This window comes from Burkholderia lata, from assembly GCF_902499025.1.
Taxonomy (GTDB): Bacteria; Pseudomonadota; Gammaproteobacteria; order Burkholderiales; family Burkholderiaceae; genus Burkholderia; species Burkholderia lata_C.
Genome location: NZ_CABVPW010000005.1, coordinates 12,433 through 29,009 on the forward strand (window position 1 = coordinate 12,433; position 16,577 = coordinate 29,009).

Sequence of the window (16,577 nt, forward strand, 5' to 3'; positions counted from 1 at the left end):
CGCATGGCATACACAAAGCAGGATCTGGAGCGCATCCAGTCGGCAATCGCGAAGGGCGAGCTGGAAGTCCAGTATGCCGACCGGCGAGTTAAATATCGCTCGATCGGCGAGCTGCGCGAAGCCCGCACCGAGATCATTCGCGACCTGAACGGCGCGGCCGGACGTTCGTCGATCGTGCGTATTCGTCACGCAGGCAAGGGGGTGCGATGAAGTCGGGCTATCCGTCACTCGCACGGCGCGGGTTCGTGGTGCCGACGCGGCTGAAGGCGGCGGCCTACGAGTCGGCGAGCACGTCGGGCGCACGGGCGAAGTCGTGGCGGGCATCGGGCGCGGGACCGAACGCGGCGGCGGTGCAGAACCTGCCGCTGTTGCGGTCTCGTGCTCGCGATGCGATCCGCAACGATCCATGGGCGAAAACGGCGATCGCGCGACTCGTATCGAACACGATCGGGAACGGTATTCAGGCGCACCCGCAACATCCGAACGACGCGGTGCGCAAGATGCAAAAGCAACTTTGGGAGGATAGCTGCGAGGAGATCGACGCGGACGATCTCTTCGACATGGCTGGTGTGCAGACGCTCGCCGCGCGCTCGTTCTTCAGCGATGGCGAGGTGCTGGTGCGTCGCCGATTGCGCAGTCCGCGTGAGGGTTTGGCGGTTCCGATGCAGATCCAGCTACTCGAAGGCGATCTGCTGCCGATGGAGAAGAACGAGATCGTGGCGGGTGGGGGCGAGATCATCAACGGCGTCGAGTTTGACTCGGGCGGCCGACGCGTTGCGTATCACCTGCTGCAGCGGCATCCCGGCGAATACGGGCGCGCGTTGACGACCAACATGCTGACCGTGCGCGTGCCGGCCGACGAGATCGCGCACGTTTTCTATGCGCTACGGCCCGGCCAGGTGCGCGGTGTTCCGGAGCTGTCGACCGTGCTGCTGCGGCTCAAGTCGCTGGACAACTTCGACGATGCGGTGCTGTTCCGGCAGGAGGTCAGCAACCTCTTTGTCGGCTTCGTCACGAAGCCGCCTGCCGAGCCGGGTCTGATGGGCGATCCAGTTACCGGCGCTGCGATGGAGTACGACGTCGACGGCTTCTCGCCGGTCGTGTCGCTCGAACCGGGGAGCATGCAGGAGCTGGCTCCGGGTGAAAGCGTTACGTTTGCCGAGCCGCCGGGCGCGGGGACCGACTACGGCCCGTTTATGCGTCAGCAACTGATGGCCGCTGCGGCATCGGTCGGCATGCCGTACGAAGTGATGACCGGCGATTTGCGCGACGTGAGCGACCGCGTGCTTCGGGTGATCTTGAACGAGTTCCGGCGGTCGATCGAGCAGATCCAGTGGAACGTGTTCATTCACCAGTTTTGCCGGAAGGTCTGGCGCTGGTGGGTTGACGCTTGCGCGTTGTCTGGCGCGATGCCGATGCCGGACTACTACCGACGCCGTCGCGAGTATCTGCGGGTGCGGTGGGTGCCGCAGGGCTGGCCATACATCCATCCGGTGCAGGACGTCACGGCGAAGCGGATGGAGATCCGCTCCGGGCTGGCGAGCCGGACAGGTGCGGTGCTTTCGCGTGGTGACGATCCGGAGCAGGTTGACCGGGAGAACTCGGACGATCTTGCTCGCGAGCGTCGCCTCGGGATTCGGTATGACACGCTCGATCCGGTCGACGGGGCGGGCGATCTTTCTAATGGGGATGGCGAATGAAAGGGAAGAAGCGGTGGTGGGACATCCGCGCGCAAGCGAACGCGGACGGCGGCAAGGCGGTCGAGATCCAGATTTACGGTGACATCGGATTCTGGGGCACCGACGCGGATCTGTTCGCTTCGAAGCTCGACGAGGTAGCGGCGACGGCGATATCGATCGTTGTCGCGATCAACTCGATGGGCGGTGACGTGTTCGATGCGTTCACGATTTACAACGCGCTGCGTCGGCATTCCGGCAAGGTGACGGGGCGCGTCGATGGCGTTGCCGCGTCGGCAGCGTCGCTGATTCTGATGGCATGCGACACGATCGAGATGCCGTCGAACGCCATGTTGATGATTCACAACCCGCATACGGTCGCGGCCGGAGAGGCAGGCGATCTGCGCAAGCTCGCCGATCTGCTCGATAGCACGTCCGGAAACATGCTGGCGGCGTACGTTGAGCGCAGCGGCCGGACCGAGGAGGAGGTCCGCGCGATCATGGATGCCGAGACCTGGCTGACGGCTGCGCAAGCGAAGGAGCAAGGTTTCTGCGACGCGATTGTCGATCCGATCCGCATCGCCGCATACGCGGGTGCAGCGCGGCTCGCTGCGCGCTATGCGGCGGTGCCCGCCGAAATCGTGGCGGTACTGGAGGACGACGTCGAGGTGCCGCCGGTCAATCCGCCAGTCGATCCTGCACCGCAGCCGCCGGCAACGCACGACATCACTGCGCTGGCGTCGCATGTGTACGCGGCGTGCCGTGACGCGCGGATCGAGCACTGCGCCGAGGGCATTGTGCTAGCGACGGGACTGCGCGATCGCGCGACTGTCGACGCGGCGATCCGCAGCGCACAGGACATCGCCGGTATCTGTCTGGCTGCGAGCCTGACCGAGCTGACGGCTGGCTTCGTCGCAGACGGCCTGACGCCGGATCAGGTGCGCGCGCGGCTGTTCGAGCGCGTGACGGCGTCGCAGAAGCCGATCAACCATCGTGCTGCCCCGGTTGCGTTGCAAGACGCGCCCGTGGTCGCGAACGCGCCGCGAGCGGCGTCCATCTACGCGGCTCGCAAGAGCGGCAAGTAACTTTGACGTAACCCGAGGAGGGGAAAACTCATGTCGAACTGGAAGGTACAGGCAAATCTCCCGGCCGAATTTCTCGTGTCGGAAGGCAACGGGCAGATCTCGCGCGAGCACATCATCGTCAAGGCCGGCCCGGCGCTGCCGGCCGGGCAGGTGCTTGGCGTGACGAGTACCGGCGAATACGCGCCGTACGACAACGCGGCGAACGACGGTTCCGAAGTCGCAGCAGCTGTGCTCTACGCGCCGCTGGCGGCGTCCGAATCGCCCCGCTCGGCGACAGGGATCGTTCGGCTCGCCGAAGTCGCCGGCGGGCTGTTGACCGGGCTGGATAAGGCCGGACGCGGTGATCTCGCCGAGCGGCACGTGATTGTCCGCTGATCGCAACACACCCCATTCGAGGCCACGCCGACCGCGTGGCCTTTTTTGTATCCATTTTCATGTCGGAGGTTGTATGGCGGATATCGCCCTGTTTCAAGACGACGCGTTCTCGCTGTCGTCCCTGAGTGCTGCGATCAACGAGCAGCCGTATGTTCCCGGCCGGATTGGCTCGCTCGGCCTGTTCGAAGAGGACGGAATCACGACGACGACGATCCAGATCGAGCGCGACGGCGACACGCTCGCACTCGTTGCGGCTGGTGAGCGCGGCTCGCCGGCTGCCGTTGTCAGTGGCAGCAAGCGCAGCATGATCCCGATCAACGCGGTCCACCTGCCGCAGCGTGCGGTGATCAAGGCGGACGAGATCCAGAACCTGCGCGCGTTCGGTTCGGAGACCGAGCTGGAAGCACTGCAGACCGTCGTGAATCGCCGCCTCGCGAAGATGCGCCGCCAGCTCGATGCGACACACGAATTTCATCGCATCGGTGCGATCAAGGGTGCAGTGCTGGATGCGGACGGCAAGCGGGTGCTGATCGACCTGTGGAAGTACTTCGACATCGAGCAGACGGTGATTCCGTTCGAGCTGGGCAAGGCTGATACGGAGCTTCGCACGAAGTGTATCGAGGTGCAGGACGCGATCGAAGATGCGCTCGGCGCGACGACTTACACGGGCGTGCGCGTGCTCTGCGGCCGCGCGTTCTGGAACAAGCTGATCAGCGCGAAGTCGGTCAAGGAGACGTATCTGGCGTCCGTGATGGCGGCGCAGTTGCGTGGCGACGCGCGCGAGGCGTTCGACTTCGGCGGGTGCACGTTCGAGCGCTATCGCGGCCGCGTCGGCGACGTCGGCTACGTGGCGGACGATGAGGCGCACGCGATCCCGGAAGGTGTTCCGGACCTGTTCATCTCGCGCTTCGCACCGGCCGATTATGTCGAGTCGGTCAACACGACCGGCATCCCGTACTACGCGAAACAGGAGCTGATGGACTTCGGCAAGGGGGTCGAGATCGAGGCGCAGTCGAACCCGATTCACCTGTGCACGCGCCCGAAGGCGCTGATCAAGCTGAAGGCGTGACATGGCGTTCCGGGATCTGATGGCCGATGTCGACACGGCCGTGAAGCGAGACCTGTCGGACGAGGTGAAGATCGACGGCAAACCGCTGGCGGGCATGTTTAAGGCGCCGTGGCTTGGCCCGGATCTCGGAACGCAACGCACGCAGCTCGTTGCGCCGGTCCTCGACATCACGGACGACGATGCGGCAAGTGTGCGCGAGGGCAGCATCGTCGAAGCGGGTGGCGAGCGGTTCCGTGTGTTAGAGATCCACCCGACCGGCACGGGCTGGACGATCCTGATTCTGAGGTGACGATGGATCTGCTGAAGATCGAGATCGACGTGAAGGGGGCGCTCGAAGCGCTCGCGGGCTTGCCGCCTGCAGCAATGCAGGCGGCATGGCGTCGGACGCTGCGCAAGACGGGCGCATGGATCAGGAGCCAGACCGCGAAGGAGGTAGGCAACGCGACGGGCATCCAGCAGAAGCTGCTGCGGCAGCGGATGTACTTCTTCATGCGGTCGCTCGATACGGGCAAGGTGTGGCTCGGGTTAAATCCGATCGAGGCGCACCGGCTCGGCACGGTCCGGCGCACTAAGAAGGGCATCCGCGCCGGCAAATCGCTGTTCGAGGGTGCGTGGCGCAAGACGACGCGCCAGCCGGACGGGCCGATCTACCGCCGGACCGGGAAGGCGCGAACGCCGTTCGAGGTCGTGACGGTCGAGTGGTCACAGACGGGCGATCCGGCGTTTCGACGGGCAGCCCGAGCCTGCGAAGTGCGTCTGATGACGGTGCTGCGGCAAGAGGTCAACTATGAACTGCAAAAGGCGATAAACCGTGCTCGATAACCTGAAGCAACTGCACGACGGCATCGAGGCCGGGCTGCGTGAGCGGCTGCCGGATCTCGAACGCATCCACGCGTACCCGAAGATCGGCAAGTCGATCGACACGCCGTTCATTGCGATCGAACTGACGGAGCTGGAGCCGGGCCACGATGACGGTACGGGTCGCGTGCCGCTGATCGCGCGCATGCAGGCCCGCGTGATCGTTGACCCGTTGGTGGAGGATGCCGAGGTCCAGGTGCGCGAGCTGTCCGCCCGCGTCCTGCAAACGGTGCACGGGGCGACGTGGGGACTGCCCATGACGCCCGGCAAACAGGTCGGGTCGGCCGGTGAAGATCCGTTCCGGCCCGAGCTGGACACGTATCTCGTCTGGCTCGTCGAGTGGGTGCACGAATTCGACCTGGGCGACGCGTACGAGCCGCCGACAAAGGGGCGGGCGGTGTTGTGGGGCGTCGATCCGGAGACGGGGCCGGAGCACGAAGACAGGTACTGGAATCCGGCGGATCACGGAGCGGGGTGACGTGTGAGCGACTTCGAACTTGGCGAGATGGATCGCCGCATGGCGTGTCTGACGCAGTCGGCGATCGTCGAGGCGATCACGTACGACCCGCCGCGCGTGAAGGTGCGTGTCGGCGATTGGGTGAGCGATTGGCTGAAATGGCAGGCGGGCGCAGCCGGCAAGGTTCGGCATTGGCGTCCGCCGTCCGTCGACGAAGAGGTCGCGCTGTGGGCACCGTCCGGAGATCTCGCGGGGGCGTTCGTCGCGCCGGGGTACTACACGGAGCAGCACGGCGGGTCCGGTCGGTCGAGTCCAGACGAGACCGCGACCGACTTCCCGGATGGCGCATTCGAGCAGTACAACCATGCGAGCCATGAATACGTGCTGTCGGTGCCGGCCGGTGGTCGGATCGTGTTTCGCATCGGCGGGACGGAGTTTGAGCTGAAGGCGGACGGTGCGACGCTGCGTAGCGCGAAGCTACTGGCAGATGTGCCGGACTCCACGTTCACAGGGAACACGACGACCGAACAACTGCTGACATTCAACGGCGGCATGCAGGGCAAGCCGGGCGAGGGTGGCGGTGTCGCGATGAAGATCGCGGGCAGTGCCGAATACACCGAAGACGTTGTTGCCGGCGGTAGGTCGCTCACGAAGCATCGACACCGCGAGCAAGGTGACGGCGAGTTAGTTAGCCAGCCAGTTTAGGGTCTGCCCGAGAATTGCGCGGGAAGTCACGAAGTGGCATTTTGATGCCGACTAGTTTCTCAGGCGAACATATCGCGTCAATCCCAGTTAGGAGCAGCTCTGTCATTGCATTCTGGCCAGCTTCGCTCCCTAGATCGAACCGAGGGTGTGGCCGGATACTTCTTGTGAAATAGTTCATGCACAGTCTCAGTGCGATTAGTCGCGATTGAATAGTGAAATCCGGTAGAGGTGCGCTTGTCGAGCATCGTAGGTCTGCGGATTTATCCACTCGTATCCCTGATACATCGTTGAAATGGGACTGCACGCAGTTGTCCAGTAGCTCTGTTCCAAGCTGTACTAGATCGCCGATTTTGATGATGACGTGCCCGCTACTGCCACCCACCAGTCGCTGGTTGATCGATACGGTATCTATGGCTCGATGCTGGACCCAAGTGGCGTATGCGGCTTGATAGTCACGATTCGCCTGCAGCAGGGTTGCATCAGACGAGCTTGATTGCAAGGCGAGCATCGCGTGTTTCGATGCCGACGCATACAAATCGAACGAAGCGGCCAAGTCATCAATCGATGATCGAAGCTGATCATGGTCCCGAATGACGGCGTCGTTGTGCCGACGATCTTCGTCGAGTTTGTTGGTGATGCGAAGGGCGAGACCGTTCGTAAGGACGAAACCTACCAAAAGAAGCACAAGCGGGTGACGGAGCGACGCAACGAAACCCTGCCAACCCTTTTCGATCATTGCGGTGGCGGTCCCATGGCCGGGAACTGCGGACTTTGCGGGGCGTCTCTTGATTGTAGTGCGTCGCTGAGTGCTCACGGTTCAACTCCATGCAGGTATGTACCGTGATTCTAGACAAAAGTTACTTTGCCCCGCCTAGTGCGGGGTTTTTCATTTGCGGGGGATGTTATGGCGAAAGACGCGCATCAAGGTGGGGCGGTAGCACCCGTGACGTACATCGATACCGAGTTTCGCAGTCGCGTCATCGTGTTTCCGGATGGCTCGCACGTCGCGGTGTTGGCGGGTAAGGCGACTGTAACGGAGCCGGCGCACATCCGGTACATGGACGACCGCGCAGACTTCAGGCGCGTTGACGCGAAGGTGATCTGATGGTCGCGCTGGTCGGTATGTGTCGCCGCACGGGCCGACTGATCGGCGGACTCGATCATCTGGTGCAAAGCATCGCGGACATCCTGAGCACGCGCAAGGGAACCCGCCGCGAACGGCCCGATTACGGTTCGGATCTTCCTGCGATGGTCGACCTGCCCGTCACGCGCGGATGGATATCGGCCGCGCAGGCCGAAGCCGCGCGTGCAATCGGACGGTGGGAGCCGCGCATCGCGCTTGACCGTGTGAACGCGCTGTCTGTCGTGGACGGCAAAGTAACTTTTCGAATCGCCGGCCGTTACAGCGGCGATGACGTTGTGTTCGAGGTGACGATATGACAGTGATCGATCTGTCGGCGCTTGATCCGCCGGATCTCGTCGAAACGCTCGACTTCGAAGAGCTGTACCAGCGCAAGCTGGACCACTTCAAGCGCATTTATCCGGACTGGACGGCCGCGCTGGAGTCCGATCCGGTCGTCAAGCTGCTGGAGCTGGCTGCATACGAGGATGTCCGGTTTCGGGCTCGCGTCAACGATGCGGGCCGGGCTGTGTTGCTGGCCTATGCGACGGGCGCGGATCTCGAACACCTCGCGGCGCTCTGGAACCTGAAGAAAGAGATCGTCGACCCCGGCGACCCGGAGGCACATCCGCCGATTCCGGTCACGTACGAGCGCGACGAGCGGCTGCGATTGCGCACGCAGATGGGGATCGAGCGCGCGTCGACGGCGGGGCCGTTCGGCGCGTATCGGTCGCTCGCGATGGACGCGTCGGCGGATGTCGCCGACGTGCGTGTCGATCGCCCGGAGCCGGGCGTGGTGCGCGTCGTGGTGAAGTCGTCGACGAACGGCGGTGTTGCGAGCGCTGCGTTACTCGATACGGTCCGCCGAGCGCTGTCCCCGGAAGATCGTCGGCCGCTCAACGACAGTTTGCTCGTTGTGCCGGCCCGGCCGGTCGAGTACGCAATCGTCGCGGACGTGTATATCGGGCGCGGACCCGATCCGGGCGTCGTGCTTGCCGCGCGACGGCAGGATCTCGATATCGCGATTGCAACTGGTGAAGCGCTGCGGGTTGGCATGCCGCGCTCGGCCGTAACCGGGGCGCTGCATCCGAAAGCGTCGGGTGTTGTGCGCGTGGATCTGAAGTCCCCTGCGGCTGATGTCGTGTGTGCGATCGACCAGTTCGCGCGGTGCACATCGATTGTGCTGAATCCGAAGGTGAACGATGACGACTGAAGCGCTGTTGCCGACGAACCAGACAAGTCTAGAGGCGGCGCTCGCGCAGGTAATGCGGCCAACCGTTGACCCGGATGTGATTCGTACGCTGTGGGATGCGGATCGCTGTCCGGCCGCCTTCCTGCCGTGGCTCGCTTGGTCACTCGCGGTCGACGGATGGGAGCTGGCGGAGTCGGAAGAGGCGCGGCGCGAGCTGATCAAGTCGTCTCTGGCGATCTATCAAAAGAAGGGCACGCCGTGGGCGATCCGCGAGATCGTTCGACGTCTCGGGTTTGGCGAGGTCGACATTCAGGAGGGGCGGCAGATCAAGCGGCGCGACGGCTCGGCGAAGCGCGACGGTCGATATCTGCACGGCGGGTCAACTGCGTGGGCCGAGTACATCGTGAAGCTGCGTCGACCGGTGACGCGAGATCAGGGCGAAAACCTGAAGCGGGCGATCGAGCGTTACGCGCCGGCTCGTAGCCGGCTCGCGTGGCTCGATTTTTCTGAGGTTGCGATCCGACACAACGGTGTCGCGATGCGCAATGGTCAATTTACGCGAGGGGTGATCGGTACATGGCCAATCTGAAAGAAGAAAGTAAGTGGGAAGACGGTGTCTATCAGTTCGAGACGTCGGACCCCGTGCAGGGCGGTCCCGATGGGGTCGACAACTTGCCGACAAAGCAACTTGCGAATCGGACACGGCACCTGAAAGACAGGGCGGACGGCAATGACCGACGAGTCGGCGATATCAGTGCACAGGTCGATGCGCTCGGTAAGCGTACTGACGCGCTCGGCAATGACAAGCTGCCGTACACGGGCGGAACGTTGAAGGGTGTTCTAAGGGGGAAAGTCGGCGCAATCACGCCGAACAACACAAACAACGCTGGCTTCGGGTTCGACAACGATCCGGATACGGGCATGTTTTCGCCGGGCGATGGATATCTGCAGATCGGTGCACAGGGCGTTTCGCACCTGGAGATTCAGGGCAATAACTGCTTTGTCGGGCCAGCCGCCGCGAGTGGATGGCTCGCACTCATTGCAGGCGGAGCCGAGCGGATGCGCGTCACTCGCGAGGGGCGCGTGCTTCTGGGGACGACGGCCGACAACGCGCGGGACGGCTTCCAAGTAGCTTACCGTGCGTCGTTTTCAAACGGAATTCAGATTACCGGGATGGACTCGGGCGACGGTGGGCAGCTTCGAGCCAGCAGCGGCAATTACGGGGTATTCCTGCGCAACGACGACGTTTCTGCGTATTGGCTGCAGACAAAGAAGAGCGACCCGCTTGGCTCCTGGAACGCGTACAGGCCGTTTTCGTGGGCGCTTGAAACCGGTGTTGTGAGCATTGACGGAACGGGGGCTGGCACATACCTCGGTGGGGCACTCAACGTCGGTGGCGACATTGTCGTTAAGCGAGGCCAAGGCGAGGGTCACCTCATCCTGGGTGACAGCAATGGGTACTTCTTTGCCAACGCTGGGCGTGCTGGATGGTACTCGGGGACCAATGGTTCGTTTCAGTACCACTACGGCGAACGTGTTCTGAAGGTCAACGACAGGGTTGTCTGGAACGAAGGCAATCTGACGCCGCTTGATTTGAACAATGGCGGGACGCTCAAAGGGACACTCTCCCTCGCTGCTGGTGCTCGGATCTTTCTGTCGGAAGGGTCGCCGCAGTTTCCGTCGTTGGTGTTCAGTGAATACGGCTCTGACACGGGGCTGTACCACGTGGCAGACGGTGCGTTTGGCGTGACTTGTGACGGCAAAGTTACTGTCCGATTTACGTCCGACAAGGGCACGATCTTCGATCGTCCGGTGCAAGTCCCGACCGTGGCGGCTGGCGACCGTTCAAACAATGCGGCGTCGACGGCATATGTTGTCGACGCGATTGCATCGGCGTCGATCGGCCAGATCATCTTCGAGGTGCGGAACAGCGTCCGGGCGGGTTGCCTGAAGCTGGACGGTGCGCTGCTCAAGCGTGCCGACTATCCGCAGCTCTGGGCGTATGCGCAGGCGAGCGGAGCGCTTGCAACGGAAAAGGATTGGGCGGCTGGGTGGTGGGGGTGCTTCTCAATCGGTGACGGCGAGACAACCTTCCGTATTCCCGAGTTTCGCGGTGAAGGCATTCGGTGCGCCGACGGTGGACGTGGTGCAGATGCCGGTCGAGGTGTCGGCTCTTGGCAAGACAGCCAAAACCGCTCGCACGCGCATGGTGCTTCGTCTAGTGGAGTTGGGGACCACTCGCACAACGCTTGGACAGATGGGGCCGGGTGGCATGGACACAATGTTTCGCAGCAGCCGCACTCGCACGGGTTCGGTCTCGGGTCGAATGGCGCGTATTCGACGAGTACTGGACGTGGATACGGTATGGACAACGGTCGTGCGAACAACTTGGGGACCGATGGCGCAACGATCCCGATCGGCATTGATGGAAACGGGACGCATACGCACGCCGTTGGTATCGGTGGGGCGGGTGGTCACTCGCACGTGATTAGCGTCGCGGCTGACGGTGGTTCGGAGGCTCGCATGCGCAACATCGCTGTGCTCGCCATGATCCGCGCATATTAATTCGAGGGGTACAGCATGCTTTGCAATCAATACGACAGTTTGACGGGACAGTACATCGTGAGTTTTCTGGCCGATCTCGATCCGATGAATCCGGATCGCTATCTGGTTCCCGCGTTCTGTACGCTCGAACCGCTGCCCGAGCGTGCCCCGCGCACCTGGCCGTTCTGGCGTAACGAAAAATGGGAAATGCTGCCCGACTATCGCGGCGTGCGTCTGTATCGCACGGAGTCGGGTGCAGCCGCCGAGATTACGGTGGCAGGCGTGACGCCTGACGATGCGGGCCTGACCGAGAAGCCGCGTCCGTCTGATACGCACGTTTGGCTGGACGGCGCATGGGTCGTCGACGAGAAGATCGTCGCGGATCGGGCGCGCGAGGCAGCGATGAATGACTTCTTTGCTCGGCTAGAAAGTGCCCGCCAGCAGAATCGCGGGAAGTCGGATGCGCGGATGACGGGGCGGCTGTCGGATCTCGAAGAAGCGACGTTCGACGCGTGGGCCGACTATCAGGTCGCGCTGGCGCGTGTCGTCGACTCGCCGGGTTTCCCTGCGAAGATCGAATGGCCGGCCGAACCCGATCCGCAAGCGCTTCTCGCGAAGGTCGCAGCCGAACGTGCGGCAAAGGCGGCACGTGAAGCCGAAGAGGCTGCGCAGCGCGAGGCTGCGGCGAAGCAGGCCGAAGAGGAACGTGCTGCAGCCGAGGCCGAAATGCAGCGTCGAGCTGAAGGAGCGGATGCGTCCGACGTCGCTGTCGATTCGGAGCAACCGAAGGCATCCGATAAACCCGCCAAAAAGTAACTTTGCCGACGCAGCACGCGTCGTTTCGTTTCAAGCCGCTCCGATGAGCGGCTTTTTTATTTCGGAGATCCGCATGGCAGCGACTTCCTTTTTTCACGGCATTACGACGACGATCGTCGATAGCGGCCCGCGCACGATCGCGGTGCCGTCGTCGTCGGTGGTCGGCATGACCGATACCTACACGCCCGGCCCCGATCTCGCCCAGCCGAATGTGCCTGTGCAACTGACGAGCTACGGCGAGGCTGCACGCGCGTTTGGTGAGAACAGCTCGATCGCGCGGGCAGCCCGCGCAATCTACGCGCAGAGCAGCGCAGTTGTGATCGCGGTGGGCGTGCCGGCAGCGGCCGACGCGGCGCAGCTCACGTCGGCGATCATCGGTGGCGTATCGGCCGGCGGTGCACGCACTGGTATGCAGGCGCTGCTCGACGCGAAGTCGCGTTTCAACGCACAACCGCGTTTGCTGATCGCACCTGGGCACACGTCCAAGCAGCCGGTCGCGACGGCCGCCGACTCGCTCGCCGGCAAGCTGCGCGCGATGGCCGTGATTGACGGCCCGAACGTCGACGACGAGGCGGCGATCGCGTACGCGAAGAATTTCGGCAGCAAGCGTCTGTACATGGTCGACCCCGGCGCGAAGGCTTGGGACAACACGACGAACGGCGAGATCTCGCTGCCGGCGTCGACGTACGCGGCGGGGTTGTTCTGTCAGACCGACGCGAAGATCGGCTTCTGGGCGTCGCCGTCGAACAAGGAGATCGTCGAGATCACGGGCACGGGCCGGCCGATCGAATACCTCGACGGCGACGATACGTGTCGCGCGAACCTGCTCAACAACGCGAACATCACGACGATCATTCGCGACGGCGGGTTCCGCCTGTGGGGAAACCGCACGCTGTCGGCCGATCCGAAATGGAAGTTCGTCACGCGCGTGCGGACGCTCGACATCGTCATGGATGCCGTGCAGGCCGGCCACAAGTGGGCGGTCGATCGCGGCATCACGGCGACGTACGTCAGCGACGTGACCGAAGGGCTGCAGGCGTTCATGCGTGACCTGAAGCGTCAGGGCGCAGTGATCAACTTCGAGGTCTATCCGGACCCGCTGCTGAACACGGCGAGCCAGCTCGAAGACGGCAAGGTGTACTGGAATATCCGCTTCACGGATGTCCCGCCGGCCGAAAACCCGATTTTCCGCTTCGAGGTCACGAACCAGTGGCTGACCGAAGTGCTCGACAACCAGATCTAAGGGGGAACGATGATTCCGGAAACTCTGCACAACTGCAACGCGTTTATCGACGGCCGCGGATACGCGGGCCGTGCAACGAGCGTGACGCCGCCGAAGCTGAAGATCAAGACGGACGACTTCCGCGCTGGCGGCATGGACGCGACGGTCAAGATCGATCAGGGGATGGAAGCGCTCGATGCGTCGTTCGCCATGTCGACGATGGAATACGAGGTGCTGCGCTTCTTCGGGCTGGTCGACGAGAACGCATTCAATGGCGTATTCCGCGCAGGCTTCAAGGATCGCAGCGGTAAGACGAAGGCGGTTGCCGTGTACATGCGCGGCATGCTGTATGAGGTCGATCCCGGTGAATGGAAGCCGGGTGACAAGGTCGACGCGAAGTTCAGCGTCTCGTGCGACTACTACAAGCTGGAGATCGACGGCGCGATCGTGCATGAGATCGACGTATTCGCATGCAAGCGCGTGATCAACGGCGTCGACCAGCTCGCTGACATGCGCAAGGCGCTCGGCATGTAGCCGTCATCGAGCAGACACGCAGCAAATCTACTTTTATCAATCAATGGCGAGCCGACGGCTCGCCATTTTTCTTTTCAGGAACCGCAATGGAAAAGGTCACGATCAAGCTCGACTATCCGATCGATCTCAATGGCGTGCAATGCGACACGTTCACGATGCGACGGCCGAAGGTGCGCGACATGCGCGGTGCGCAAAAGCTCGCGCCGAACGATGCGGAGGAGCAGGAGCTGATCCTGTTCGCGTCGCTCGCCGAAGTCGCACCGAGCGATCTCGATGCGATGGACATGGCCGATTACGAGCGCGTGCAGGACGCCTACTACTCCTTTCGATCCGTACGCAAGGGTGGACAGAAAGACGCTCAAAGCGCTGGCGAAGCGGCTGGTGCGTGAATACGGCATGTCGCCGACGTCGATCGACGAGATGACGATCGACGACATGCTCTGGTGGCTGACGGATTGAGGGGGCCGGGATGGCGAAAGACCTAGCGCTTGGCATCGTGATCGGCGGGGCCGTGTCGGCGACGTTCGGGAAGGCAATCACCGACACGTCGTCGAAGATCGACGCGATGAAGAAGCGGGCGAACGACTCGCGGCTCTGGCAGCGCCAGATCGGCGAGACGATGCGTCTGCAGGACGAGTTCCGCCGGCTGCATCTGGCGGGCGATAGCGCGGCGGATGGTATCCGTCGCAAGCTCGACAGCAATCTGAAATCTCTGCGAGACGCTGGCATCGAGGTCGCGCGGCTCGATCGCGCGTATGCACAGCTTGGCCGGACTGCTCGGGGGCTGGATCTGAAGGCGTCCGGTCATGAGCGGCTGGCCGCCGGGCAAGAGGCCGGGCGTGGCGTGATCGGGGACGCTATGAAGCTGACGGCAGCGGTCGCGGTGCCGGCGACGATCTCGGCGAACTATCAGGCGATCATTCGCGACATCGCGATCAAGGCCGGTATCGCGCGCACGCAGGAAGAGGCCGCGATGAGCGCGCGTATTCGGCGCGACGCCGGGGCGAACGGCATCGGTCGCAACGAGCTGGCGGACGCCGTGAACCAGATGGTTGCGGGCGGCATGGACCTCGACCGGGCGCTCAACTTCGCGCCGCTGGTCGCGAAGTTCTCGATCGGCCAAGGGGCGACGACGGTCGAGACCGCGAAGATGATCCAAGCGCTGCAGCAAAACGCGGAGATCGTCGACCCGCGCCAGATGGCGAAGGCACTCGAAGCAATCGCGTATCTCGGCAAGGAAGGGTCGTTCGAGTCCGTCGACATGGCGCGGTGGTTCCCGGTGCTGCTCGCGGAGATGAAGAAGATCGGCATCACGGGGCAGGACTCGGTGACGCAGCTCGGGGCGATGCTCCAGGTGCAGATGAAGACGGCGGGCAGCTCGGACGAGGCGGCGAACAACCTCAAAAACTGGTTCTCGAAGATCGGCTCGGGCGAGACCGAACGCAACTATGCGAAGGCCGGCGTCGACTATCAGGCCAAGATGCGCGAGGCGATCGGCAAGGGCTGGTCGCCGCTGGAGGCGTCATTCGTGCTTGCCCGTGCGTACATCGAGCGTGTCGACCCGGCCAAGGCGAAGCAGCTCGCAGCGGCTGCCAAGCAGTTCAATTCGGAAATGGACCCGGCCAAGCGTCAGACGCAGATGGCCGCGTTCGCCGAAACGATGAAGACCGGCGACCTGTTCAACGACATGCAGGTCAAGGCTGCGCTGACGGCTTACATGCAGAACGCCGAGCTGTATGCGAGCCTGAAGCGAAACGCGCAGCAGGCGAGCGGCGAGATCCAAAAGGATCTGGAGGCGCGTCGGGAGACGTCCAAACAGGTCTGGGGCGAGGTCGGGCAGCAATGGGACGACGCGATGCGCAGTATCGGCGACGCGTTGCGTCCGATCACGGATCGCGTTGGCGAGGCTGTTAAGGGGGCCGGGAGCGGTGTCCGGTCCGCAGCGGACAGCGCTCCGAAGGCGACGGCTGCTGTCGTCGGCATTGCCGGCACGGTTCTCGCGGTGCGCGGAGCAAAGGCACTTTGGGGCATCGGGCGCGGCTTGTTCGATATCGCGCGGGGCACGCTGCTGGCGCGTGGTGGTGGTCGAGGGGCCGCAGGGAGGGCGGGGGCTGCGGGCGGGGCGGTCGGGCGAGCGTTGGATGCGCTCGGCGGGGCCGCTGGTGCCGCTGGTGGCGTGCAGCGCGTGTTCGTCGTGAACATGCCCGGCGGTGGCTTCGATGGTGGCGGGCTTGGTGATCTCGCGGGTGGTGGGCGTGCCGGTCGAGCCGCGCGTCGTGCCGCAGCTCGGGCGGGGCGAATCGGGAGGATCGGGCGGATCTTCAACGCTGGACGTGCTTTATTCGGTCGAGTTGCGCCGTGGGCGGGGAAGCTGGCCGTGGCGGGGACCGTGCTGAAGTTTGGTCTGGCGGCTCGCGAAGCATACGCCGTCGCGTCGAGCACGGATACGAACGAGAAAAAGGCGACTCGCTTTGCGGGTATCGCCGGCAGTCTCGCGGGTGGCGTGATCGGCGCGAAGGTCGGGGCGACGATCGGAGCGCTCGGCGGGCCGATCGGATCGGCCGTCGTCGGCGTGCTTGGCGGGGCACTCGGGACGTTCGTCGGCGACAAGGCATTGAGCGCCCTCGCGAGCAAGTTTCTGGCCCAGAAGCCTGACGAGACGCCCGCGAACGCCGAAGCGGTCGCCAATGCAGCGAAGGCCGCAGAGACTCCGGCGGCAGATGCCCGCTTCGGCCCGCGTATCGATCAGCAGAACACGTTCGCGCCGGTCTTCAACGTGAAGATCGAAGCGAGCGATACCGACATGGCTAACAAATTCCTCGCGCAGGTCAGTCCGCAGTTGACGCGGATGATGGAGGAGCAGCAGCGCAAGGCGAATAGTCGATCGGCAATGTTCGACTCGCCACATATGTAAGGGAGGTGGT

At 63.5% G+C, this 16,577-nt stretch carries 19 protein-coding genes; 18 read left to right on the top strand and 1 reads right to left on the bottom strand.

Going from position 1 to position 16,577, the window contains the following annotated elements; all coding sequences use genetic code 11:
* Positions 1 to 3: 3 nt before the first annotated feature.
* The 9 genes from BDI24065_RS06315 (at position 4) to BDI24065_RS06355 (ending at position 6,225) form a co-directional block, all read left to right on the top strand.
* Positions 4 to 210, top strand: coding sequence for a phage head-tail joining protein (locus tag BDI24065_RS06315; RefSeq protein WP_034188735.1), 207 nt, complete (start codon positions 4 to 6; stop codon positions 208 to 210).
* Positions 207 to 1,700, top strand: coding sequence for a phage portal protein (locus tag BDI24065_RS06320; protein WP_175030501.1), 1,494 nt, complete (start codon positions 207 to 209; stop codon positions 1,698 to 1,700). The genes BDI24065_RS06315 and BDI24065_RS06320 overlap by 4 nt, the downstream gene beginning before the upstream one ends.
* Positions 1,697 to 2,761 (top strand): head maturation protease, ClpP-related, encoded by a 1,065-nt coding sequence (locus tag BDI24065_RS06325; RefSeq protein ID WP_175030502.1) that lies wholly within the window; start codon positions 1,697 to 1,699, stop codon positions 2,759 to 2,761. The genes BDI24065_RS06320 and BDI24065_RS06325 overlap by 4 nt, the downstream gene beginning before the upstream one ends.
* 30 nt (positions 2,762 to 2,791) lie before the next feature.
* A complete protein-coding gene (locus BDI24065_RS06330) occupies positions 2,792 to 3,136 on the top strand; it encodes a head decoration protein (RefSeq protein WP_175030503.1) in 345 nt (114 codons plus the stop codon).
* Positions 3,137 to 3,209: 73 nt separating this feature from the next.
* A complete protein-coding gene (locus BDI24065_RS06335) occupies positions 3,210 to 4,205 on the top strand; it encodes a major capsid protein (RefSeq protein ID WP_175030504.1) in 996 nt (331 codons plus the stop codon).
* Between the two features lies 1 nt (position 4,206).
* On the top strand, positions 4,207 to 4,494 hold the full coding sequence (locus tag BDI24065_RS06340) for a head-tail joining protein (protein ID WP_175030505.1): 288 nt from the start codon (positions 4,207 to 4,209) through the stop codon (positions 4,492 to 4,494).
* A 2-nt stretch (positions 4,495 to 4,496) separates the two neighbouring features.
* On the top strand, positions 4,497 to 5,027 hold the full coding sequence (locus BDI24065_RS06345; RefSeq protein WP_175030506.1) for a phage tail protein: 531 nt from the start codon (positions 4,497 to 4,499) through the stop codon (positions 5,025 to 5,027).
* Positions 5,017 to 5,541, top strand: coding sequence for a hypothetical protein (locus tag BDI24065_RS06350; protein ID WP_175030507.1), 525 nt, complete (start codon positions 5,017 to 5,019; stop codon positions 5,539 to 5,541). Before BDI24065_RS06345 ends, BDI24065_RS06350 begins: the two co-directional genes overlap by 11 nt.
* Before the next feature lie 3 nt (positions 5,542 to 5,544).
* Entirely contained in the window at positions 5,545 to 6,225 is a 681-nt protein-coding gene (locus BDI24065_RS06355; protein WP_175030508.1) for a phage baseplate assembly protein V, read from the top strand.
* On the opposite strand, the gene BDI24065_RS06360 is transcribed toward BDI24065_RS06355, so the two are convergent.
* Positions 6,209 to 6,961 (bottom strand): hypothetical protein, encoded by a 753-nt coding sequence (locus tag BDI24065_RS06360; RefSeq protein ID WP_175030509.1) that lies wholly within the window; start codon positions 6,959 to 6,961, stop codon positions 6,209 to 6,211. The two genes, BDI24065_RS06355 and BDI24065_RS06360, sit on opposite strands and share 17 nt — an antisense overlap.
* 368 nt (positions 6,962 to 7,329) lie before the next feature.
* Here BDI24065_RS06360 and BDI24065_RS06365 point away from each other — a divergent pair, with 368 nt between their 5' ends.
* From BDI24065_RS06365 to BDI24065_RS06405, 9 genes are all read left to right on the top strand, one after another.
* A complete protein-coding gene (locus tag BDI24065_RS06365) occupies positions 7,330 to 7,665 on the top strand; it encodes a GPW/gp25 family protein (protein WP_124647107.1) in 336 nt (111 codons plus the stop codon).
* Entirely contained in the window at positions 7,662 to 8,558 is an 897-nt protein-coding gene (locus BDI24065_RS06370) for a baseplate assembly protein (protein ID WP_175030510.1), read from the top strand. Before BDI24065_RS06365 ends, BDI24065_RS06370 begins: the two co-directional genes overlap by 4 nt.
* Entirely contained in the window at positions 8,548 to 9,126 is a 579-nt protein-coding gene (locus BDI24065_RS06375) for a phage tail protein I (RefSeq protein WP_175030511.1), read from the top strand. The genes BDI24065_RS06370 and BDI24065_RS06375 overlap by 11 nt, the downstream gene beginning before the upstream one ends.
* Positions 9,114 to 11,102, top strand: coding sequence for a phage tail protein (locus tag BDI24065_RS06380; protein ID WP_175030512.1), 1,989 nt, complete (start codon positions 9,114 to 9,116; stop codon positions 11,100 to 11,102). The genes BDI24065_RS06375 and BDI24065_RS06380 overlap by 13 nt, the downstream gene beginning before the upstream one ends.
* Positions 11,103 to 11,117: 15 nt before the next feature.
* On the top strand, positions 11,118 to 11,897 hold the full coding sequence (locus tag BDI24065_RS06385; RefSeq protein WP_175030513.1) for a tail fiber assembly protein: 780 nt from the start codon (positions 11,118 to 11,120) through the stop codon (positions 11,895 to 11,897).
* Between the two features lie 73 nt (positions 11,898 to 11,970).
* Positions 11,971 to 13,140 (top strand): phage tail sheath subtilisin-like domain-containing protein, encoded by a 1,170-nt coding sequence (locus BDI24065_RS06390; protein WP_175030514.1) that lies wholly within the window; start codon positions 11,971 to 11,973, stop codon positions 13,138 to 13,140.
* A 9-nt stretch (positions 13,141 to 13,149) separates the two neighbouring features.
* Entirely contained in the window at positions 13,150 to 13,653 is a 504-nt protein-coding gene (locus BDI24065_RS06395) for a phage major tail tube protein (RefSeq protein WP_175030515.1), read from the top strand.
* 86 nt (positions 13,654 to 13,739) lie between these two features.
* A complete protein-coding gene (locus BDI24065_RS06400) occupies positions 13,740 to 14,042 on the top strand; it encodes a phage tail assembly protein (protein WP_175030516.1) in 303 nt (100 codons plus the stop codon).
* An 80-nt stretch (positions 14,043 to 14,122) separates the two neighbouring features.
* Positions 14,123 to 16,567 carry a phage tail tape measure protein gene (locus tag BDI24065_RS06405; RefSeq protein WP_175030517.1) on the top strand — a complete coding sequence of 815 codons (2,445 nt, stop codon included), beginning with the start codon at positions 14,123 to 14,125 and terminating at the stop codon, positions 16,565 to 16,567.
* Positions 16,568 to 16,577 lie beyond the last annotated feature (10 nt).

Excerpts from the sequence above, each read along its gene's own strand:
- BDI24065_RS06385 (WP_175030513.1), top strand. The coding sequence starts at position 11,118 with ATGCTTTGCAATCAATACGACAGTTTGACGGGACAGTACATCGTGAGT.
- BDI24065_RS06365 (WP_124647107.1), top strand. The coding sequence starts at position 7,330 with ATGGTCGCGCTGGTCGGTATGTGTCGCCGCACGGGCCGACTGATCGGC.
- BDI24065_RS06340 (WP_175030505.1), top strand. The coding sequence starts at position 4,207 with ATGGCGTTCCGGGATCTGATGGCCGATGTCGACACGGCCGTGAAGCGA.
- BDI24065_RS06345 (WP_175030506.1), top strand. The coding sequence starts at position 4,497 with ATGGATCTGCTGAAGATCGAGATCGACGTGAAGGGGGCGCTCGAAGCG.
- BDI24065_RS06325 (WP_175030502.1), top strand. The coding sequence starts at position 1,697 with ATGAAAGGGAAGAAGCGGTGGTGGGACATCCGCGCGCAAGCGAACGCG.
- BDI24065_RS06375 (WP_175030511.1), top strand. The coding sequence starts at position 8,548 with ATGACGACTGAAGCGCTGTTGCCGACGAACCAGACAAGTCTAGAGGCG.
- BDI24065_RS06380 (WP_175030512.1), top strand. The coding sequence starts at position 9,114 with ATGGCCAATCTGAAAGAAGAAAGTAAGTGGGAAGACGGTGTCTATCAG.
- BDI24065_RS06395 (WP_175030515.1), top strand. The coding sequence starts at position 13,150 with ATGATTCCGGAAACTCTGCACAACTGCAACGCGTTTATCGACGGCCGC.
- BDI24065_RS06330 (WP_175030503.1), top strand. The coding sequence starts at position 2,792 with ATGTCGAACTGGAAGGTACAGGCAAATCTCCCGGCCGAATTTCTCGTG.
- BDI24065_RS06360 (WP_175030509.1), bottom strand. The coding sequence starts at position 6,961 with ATGATCGAAAAGGGTTGGCAGGGTTTCGTTGCGTCGCTCCGTCACCCG.
- BDI24065_RS06335 (WP_175030504.1), top strand. The coding sequence starts at position 3,210 with ATGGCGGATATCGCCCTGTTTCAAGACGACGCGTTCTCGCTGTCGTCC.
- BDI24065_RS06315 (WP_034188735.1), top strand. The coding sequence starts at position 4 with ATGGCATACACAAAGCAGGATCTGGAGCGCATCCAGTCGGCAATCGCG.
- BDI24065_RS06320 (WP_175030501.1), top strand. The coding sequence starts at position 207 with ATGAAGTCGGGCTATCCGTCACTCGCACGGCGCGGGTTCGTGGTGCCG.
- BDI24065_RS06400 (WP_175030516.1), top strand. The coding sequence starts at position 13,740 with ATGGAAAAGGTCACGATCAAGCTCGACTATCCGATCGATCTCAATGGC.
- BDI24065_RS06370 (WP_175030510.1), top strand. The coding sequence starts at position 7,662 with ATGACAGTGATCGATCTGTCGGCGCTTGATCCGCCGGATCTCGTCGAA.
- BDI24065_RS06390 (WP_175030514.1), top strand. The coding sequence starts at position 11,971 with ATGGCAGCGACTTCCTTTTTTCACGGCATTACGACGACGATCGTCGAT.
- BDI24065_RS06405 (WP_175030517.1), top strand. The coding sequence starts at position 14,123 with ATGGCGAAAGACCTAGCGCTTGGCATCGTGATCGGCGGGGCCGTGTCG.